The sequence below is a fragment of the Vibrio sp. V39_P1S14PM300 genome, assembly GCF_009904765.1.
Taxonomy (GTDB): Bacteria; Pseudomonadota; Gammaproteobacteria; order Enterobacterales; family Vibrionaceae; genus Vibrio; species Vibrio proteolyticus.
Window position 1 is genome coordinate 1 of record NZ_WXWP01000046.1, and the last position, 7,885, is coordinate 7,885.

Genomic DNA, 7,885 nt, shown 5'->3' on the forward strand with positions numbered 1-7,885 from the left:
AGGTTATCGTATTATTGCGCAGTCCTGCGCGTCGATTTTTATATATGTTTATTCATGAAAACTTCAAGAGAAAGTGTTAATAAAAATTTTTTATTAACCAAAAAACAATATTTATCGCTCTTGTCAAACAGACTGAGGCGTAATAGTTGCTGACGAAACGATGAAATACTGATAGCTTAATGGTTTTGGCGATTTCAACAGGGATAGTATGTTTAATCAGGTCATCAGTATTCTGTTCCCGGTCTTCGCACTGGTTCTGGTCGGGTTCTGTGTCGGACGCTGGTTAAAACCGGATTTTCGCCCTATAAACCGCATCAATATGGACGCTTTCACACCCGCACTGGTGTTCTCCTCGCTGGTCGCGATGCCGCTTGACACCAGCCAATTACCTTTATTGAGTGCGTCTCTTATCGCCATTCTGCTGCCCGCTGTAATTATGCTGCCACTGTGCCGGCTGTCCGGCCTGAACTATAAGACCTGGACACCTCCACATATGTTTCGTAACAGTGGAAACCTGGCTATTCCGTTGTTTACTTACACATTTGGTGACACTGCTCTTGCGCCTGCGGTGATGCTGTTTGTGGTATCGGCCTGTCTTCACATCAGCCTCGGCATCATGTTGCTCAGTCACAGCAACCCAATCAAACAAGTTGTTCGTATGCCGATTTTTCTGGCCGCCGCCGCCGCTTTATTACTCAACCTGAGTGGTCTTTCGGTCTGGGCCCCCCTCTACGAAGCAACCGCCTTGCTCGGACAAGCAGCCGTACCCGTTATGCTTCTGTCACTCGGGGCACAGATGTGCAATATGCGCATGAGCGGTTTGAAAATCGGTTTACTTTGTACCGGACAATCGCTACTGACGGGCGCCATCGCATTTACGGTTATTTACCTGTTGGTACCGCTGCCCTCGCTGCATTTGCAAATGATGGTCCTGTTTACCATGTTGCCGCCTGCTGTTATGAACTACCTGTTTGCTGAGCGCTTTCACGTGGAGCCTGAGAAAGTGGCGTCTATGGTGCTGTTTGGCAACTTTTTTAGTATTTTGACCTTGCCACTGCTTCTGGCGCTGGCGTTATTTCTGGCCTAGTTGGTTTATTGGTATTAGACGTATACCAGCGCTACGAACAGACCTTCACAGGCACGGTCGTCGATTCCTCTTCAAACCACACCAGTGACCAACACAAAACAACCGCCATCCAGGCGGTTGTTTTATTTGTCATGCTATTGAGCAAGTTCAATAGTCTCCGTTTGCGATGGCGCAGCATGCCCGGCCGCATTGGTGCCTATCACCGTGACATCCAAACTCCCGTTTTGCCAGCCAGACATATCAACGGGTGTATCCGTGAGCCACTCGCCAGAACTGTTAAGCGTCGCGGCAACCGTTGCATGATCCGTGTCTGGTTCGAGTTGTGAGATAACCGTCACTTCAACCGTATCTCCGGCCAAAAATCCTTTCGCATCACCGGACAGAATCACCGACGCCGACTCCGTGGCATCAATAGTGTCATCTCCGGTCACCGGGTGACGAGTCAATAGCGGTATCACTTCCAAGGCGTGCGTTTGTGGCTGGCCCGAATTGCCAGCGCTGTCCTGATAACCATCAATCATCACAGTGACCGACGTTGCATTCACCGGCAATGCAATCTCAGCGGACACACCATTCCAGTTGGTTGCCAACTCGGCGGTGTCGCCGAAATCGACCACCTTACCAGCCACCGTGGCGCTAAGGTGGGCAACAGGCTCATCAAACGTCAGCGCTAAATTCACCTTATCGTTTTCTGTCGGATTTTCGGGCGTGACATTGAGTGTCGTCACACCCGGAGCAAGCGTATCGCGGATTTCGATCGCACGACTGACTTGCGTTGCCGCTACCCCAGAACCGGACAGGTTAGTTCCATCAATCAATACCGTCAGTTGTCCCACCTCCCAGGACGACCAGTCAAGTGGGCTCCCGATATTCCAGTTACCATCAGAAGCAACACTGACCTGCGTAGCATACTCTTCAGTGGTGTCGCGCATCACGTGCACCGACAACTCATCCCCCGTTTTGAAACCTTTGCTGCTGCCAGTGATGGTCACGGAATGACTCTCATCGGAGTCGATTACATCGTCTCCGGCGATAGCGTTCAGTTGGATCAAAGGCGTAACCTGAATGGAGTGACTAAAGGCTGCGCCCAGATTTCCAGATGCGTCGACAAAGTCACGGATCACCGCATCAATACTGGTTTCATCCGCGCCAAAGCTGACCGGAGCATTGGTCGTCCCACTCCAGGAGTCCGATGCGCTGCTGGTGTCACCAAAATCCACATTCACGTCGCCAACATTAGCCGTAATACCAGTGACTGGTTCATCAAACTTCACCGTCAGAGTCACGGCCTGATTGAACTGTGGATTCAGCGGTTGCGACTCCGCAGAGGTGGCCGAGGGCGGTTGGGTGTCCACCCGCGTAACCAACCGGCTGACCGAGTCGGCGTCAATGCCCGGCGAGTTGCTGGCTGAAAGATTCACCGACACGTCTCCCACCGGCCACGCCGTCAGATTATGTGCAGCCGTTTGCCAGTGCCCGTCGGCCGTCATCTCCGCATGATCTTCGAAGGAGTAAGTAGGGTCGACAGTAGACACCACTGCAACGGTGACACTGTCACCAGATGCAAACCCCACGCCCGTGCCTTCAATCACAACTGAGCTTGCTTCCGCAGAGTCTATCTCATCATTTCCAGCCACTGGTGATAACGATAGCTGCGGTTTCACCGCCACATTGGTGGATTTCGCCGCTCCGCTGTTTCCAGAAACATCGGTGTAACCCGCCTTTACCTCAGCAATCACGGCTGAAGAGCCTGCACTCAGAGTCAGAGGACTCGCCGTTTCGCCCGTCCATGTTGTCGCAAGCTCATTGTTCGGGAAAATGACATCCACTCCGTCGAGGCTGGCACTCACGTTGTTAACCAGTTCACTGAAAGTCACCGTGATGGTGGCTTTACTGCCGTTAACTGGGTTTTGTGGCGATATCTGGAAATCACCGGTGATGTCCGGTACCACGGTATCTTCATAACGAACACTCTCGGTCACAGAGCTGGCAGCAACCGACTCACTGTTGCTCCCCGAGACAGACACCTCAATATCGCCACTTGGCCAAGCGCGGATATTCTGCGCAGCGGTGGCCCATACGCCATCTGCCTGTACCAATGCGGTCACGCTGAAATGGTCAGAAGAGTTGCTGGCCTGCGCTTTAACCGTCAATAGTTCACCACCGGCGAAACCTCTTGCCTGACCTGAAATGATCAGGCTTTCAGCTTCCGATTGGTCGATGCCGTTTCCGCCTGCAATAGGATCCACTTCGATCACAGGTTTCACGTTGACCATTTGAACATACGGTGTCGGGTTTCCCGGGTTGTTGGCGGTATCCAGATAGCGACTGACTTGCACCTCAACCTGAGTTTGCCCAGCCACCAGAGCAATGCTGCTGTTGGTTGTACCTTCCCACTCCTGGCTGACGTCTCCCGCTACACTGAACGCCACTGGCACGCCCGCTACGCTTGCTTGCACCTCTTTCACCCGCTCGCTGAATGTAAGAGAGAGCGTCACGGGCTGTTGATCTTCCGGATGTTCGGGGGAAACATCGACACTGTTCACTTGCGGGGCAATCGAATCTTCATAACGGGTGACATGGCTTGCCACACCAGATTCAATCCCATCAGAGTTTGTCCCCGATACACGAATGTCGATGTCACTTTGCTCCCAACTCGTCAGATTATGCGCGGCCGTTGCCCAGTTGCCGTCGGCCTGAACCACCACATCGCTTTGTTCAAAACGATCTATCTCTGGTCTATCCCGTGAAGTGACTTCCACCTTAAGTTTGTCATTCACGGCAAAGCCTTTAGCGGAACCTGAAATGACCACGTTGGTCGCTTCAGCTTCTGTGATCACGTTATCGTCCGTTACATTATTGACCGTCACCATGGGTGTCACCGACACCGCCCGCTCTACCCGCTCGCCTGCATGGCCTATCCCATCAGAATAAGTTGCCTTCAGCAGCAGTGGAATGGTCGTATCGCCCGCACTCAATACAATCGGCGATTCAGTGTTTCCTACCCACTCTTCACTGGCACCGTTTTCTGTAAAGGTGATATTGACCCCCGCGAGCGTCGCTTCGACCCCGGAGACAGGCTCATCAAACGTCAGTGTAACTTGTACGCTTTCCCCGTTCCCCGGATGTTCCGGCATTGTCGTGGCTAACGTCATCGTTGGCGGCTGATTGTCGACATAGTAGGTCATGATCAGCGTATTGCCAGTTGCGTTGCCTCGGCTATCTTGCGCCGAGCCGACAATTTCAAACCGCGCCACATCAGGGTACTCAGAGCTCTCAGAATCTAAGGTGAAGTGATACCCATGATGGTAAGCATCACTGCTGGGATCGAGAGTAAACTCCACATCCGTCGCCTGATGGCGCAGAGAAGGCTCGGCGTGACTGTACCAGTACACCGCTTGCTGTGGTGGCTGGCTGCTGGTCTCAATACCTGAAATATCCTCAAGACTCAATGTCGAAGCGATTTTCCCCGTGATCGTATAATCTTGCCCGGGGCCGCTGATAAAACGGCCATCACTTTGCAAGGCATCCGGTAGCACACGCATCTCAGGCGGAAACTTATCGATACTTTCGCCAGGAGAATCAAACACGGTGTCACTGCCAATGCTGGGGTTAGCCATAGCGAACAGGTCGGCCTGTTTCAGCGCTGTCGAGGCATCAACCTGGTATTGCGTTGTCGCAACGTTGAAGTAGCTCTGGGCCAGCTCGCTACGGTAAGTGTCTGCACTCAGATCCCGGTTTCCAATTGTGATTTGGCCTTGAGTGCCTTGCCCGTTGGCTTTTCCGTCGTAGAGAAAGTCGTCGTAAAACCCTTTGGCATAGTCGGTCGTATCTGTCTCTGCACTATTGGATGCAGCCATGTCTGCCAGTGCTTCAAGTAGAAATCGGTGTTGATACGGTTTGGTAGGCGGATTCGGGATGGTCGCGTTGAGCATGTCGGTGGTCGCGTATTGAGTTAGGGCAGGATTAAACCCAAAAAAAGACGCATCCTGACTTTCCAGAGCGGTGTTGACGTCGGTTAAAATAGACGCCGCGTTTTGCGGCGTTTTGTCGTCGGCTTCGAGCGCATTCCAGGCATTGTCAAACAACCCCGTCTGGTACACCGAAAGTTCCGTCAGGTATAGCGTACCGGACTCCGCGCCTGAAAAATACGCGCCAATATTGGCCATCTGTTGGCCCTGGCTGTTTTCATCCTGCTCACCATAGCGAAATGTGACCGATTTTTTCGCATCGAGACTGTCCTGCCATTGATAATAGTGCGTTCCCGCGTTGCTCTGTAACACGACGCGGAAAAACTCATACTTAAACGGATTAAACTGGGTTTCACACTCTGCCACATCAAGGGCTTTCTCTCCAGAGACACTGTCCACCTGTTCGGTGTTACAACTGGCAAGAAAGCTGAAATCACTGTTGATTGACTTCAAACCCTCAATCCTTGCTGTGGCATTAATAAAAGGCGTAACCACCTTAAGGCTCGGCAGGTCAAAGGTAGACTTGAAATACACTTCCGACTTGTCACTCACGTTGCCGGAAGAATCTCGGACTTTAATCACCAGTTTCTGTGAATACTCTTCGGTCGTACTGGCGAATGTCGTGCCGAGAATTTCTTTCACGTATGGAATGTAATAGATCACCTCTGACACTCTGCCATCTTCTTCACGAATCAATTGCTCATGAGGAATACCCGCTTCTTTACTGTCAGTTGACGCCTGAGTTTCTTTACTGGATATCCATTGATAGTCACTGCCTGCAATGTTCTTTTTCCGATAATACTCTACCGACAGAGTCAACTTGTCTGCAGACGTTCCGTAGATGTCACCATTGGTTGGATCGTACACCGTGACTTTGACATAGGGAATTTTGTTATCGTTGAGTGTCGACGCCTCAAAGTCTGCAAAATTGATGTTTCCCAACGTAGCCTTAATACCGTCAACAGCATAGGCGTAATCGATCTTCAGGTATTGGTTGGACTCGTCCACGGTAACCGCATCATAGGTGGTATCTCGATATATCTGAGAAACCGGGTTGTCATCGACAATAAAGTTCATCTCGACACCGTCCGGATATTCCAGAATACGCACTGGCGGCGTGTCGTCTTTGTAGACGGTAAACTGCTCCTGACCTTTGTTGCCGAGTATGTCTTCCGCGGTGAGATTGAACAAGGTACTGTCACCGAATGAAGAGGTCGTATAAATCTGGCTGAACTTACACCAGACATTCGAGCCTTCATTGATCTCCGAACACTCCAGATTTGTTGGGTTTTGAGCACCCAATCTCACTTGAACATAGCTGAGCTTAGCCGGATTTTCTTTGACGATCCCTTCAAGGGTATAATCCGTTTTGGATGAGCTGATCGCGTCGGCCGAATTGACCACAATGACGGGCGCAATGTTGTCCCAGTCAAAATCAATCGTCACCCCATTTTTCGCTTCGTAACCATTGCCCAATACGTCCGATGCATACACCACTAAGCGTGCTTGTACCGGGTCGTCGTCCTGAGGATCAGTATCCAGTGCATCCAATGCCAGAGTAAACACGTTCACTTTAACCTTCGTATCCCGAGGACCAGACTTAAAATCGGACGTATCCAGTTGGCAATACTCTCCCGCAGGACTGACCGGACACTCAAATTCTGTGCTCCAACTGCTGTCGCTTTTCATCTTCCATTGCAACATCACCTGCACGTTGTCGACACCAATAGCGTCACTGAGGCCAATGTCGACACTGTCGTCGCCTTTCAGGGTGTCACTATCCAGACGGGTAACCACTGGCGGATCCAGATCGATGTCCGTTTCTGATCGCGGCGGAATGACCGAGCTACCAGAGCCATTGGTACCGAGATCATTGATATGTTGGCTGAAATTTTTGTAATCAGAAACCGGCGTCCCGGAAATATTCAGATCCGGGTCACTGACTACGATCAGCACATGCTGCGCCATGCTTTGGGTATACAGATCACTGGTCACGTAAGACTGACCAAAAGCCATGTCTTTCAGCAAGCCTGAACTGTCTAATTCTCGCCCATCGAGCTTACCATCGGCGGAAATGTCGCGATAACCAATATCAGACAAGTTCATCGACGTATACGTCAACTCACTGTCGCTACCAGGATATTGCTTGATGAAATCATAGGAATATGAGGAGTATGCCGTCAAAAGCGCGCCATACTGATGACCCGCAGACGCGAAGCTGCTTTGCCCACCCGTGGTAATATCAATTGGCTTGGTGGTATTGACGTTAAAGCCGTACATACTGATGAACGTTGAAATGGCATTGTCTACTGACGCGGTGGCATCCAGACCCTGGCCGATATTGTATTCTGCCAGACCCGCAACTTGATAGGTTAAGGGAGTCACCATCACCGATTGGTCTGTCCCTTCGGTGTAGTTGATGACGCTCGACATCGAAATAATTTTGCCTTCGCTCAATGACACGATATTTTTCGTCAGCGGATCCCGGTACGCACCACCTTCGGCTTTGATCATTAAAGGCATGGTCGACGCGTCAATTTTGACCAAGTAGTCACCCACCGGGTTGGTTGAGGTCTGCCCTAAAAGGCGCCCAACTTTGCCATTCTGATACTCATAGACGGAAACCGTTGCCCCCGATACTGGCGCATCAAAAACGTTTCCTGAAATCACTCCTTTGACGCGCGATGGCGGCGAGGTGTCTTTTCCTCCTCCACCGCCCCCACAAGAACTGATCGCTAATATTGAAAGTATGGCGCAAGCAAGCTTGTTTTTATTATTGGATCTCAACATGATTTCGACGTTGTATAAAAATTTACCAAATTATATT

The 7,885-nt window shown here is 51.0% G+C and carries 2 protein-coding genes; one reads left to right on the forward strand and one right to left on the reverse strand.

Features of this window, described 5'->3' with window-relative positions; all coding sequences use genetic code 11:
• The first annotated feature begins 208 nt into the window (after nt 1–208).
• Nucleotides 209–1,087, forward strand: a complete 879-nt coding sequence (locus CAG65_RS02440; RefSeq protein ID WP_161451925.1) for an AEC family transporter — start codon at nt 209–211, stop codon at nt 1,085–1,087.
• 134 nt (nt 1,088–1,221) lie between these two features.
• On the opposite strand, the gene CAG65_RS22410 is transcribed toward CAG65_RS02440, so the two are convergent.
• Nucleotides 1,222–7,728 (reverse strand): tandem large repeat, encoded by a 6,507-nt coding sequence (locus tag CAG65_RS22410; RefSeq protein ID WP_161451927.1) that lies wholly within the window; start codon nt 7,726–7,728, stop codon nt 1,222–1,224.
• Between the last annotated feature and the right edge of the window lie 157 nt (nt 7,729–7,885).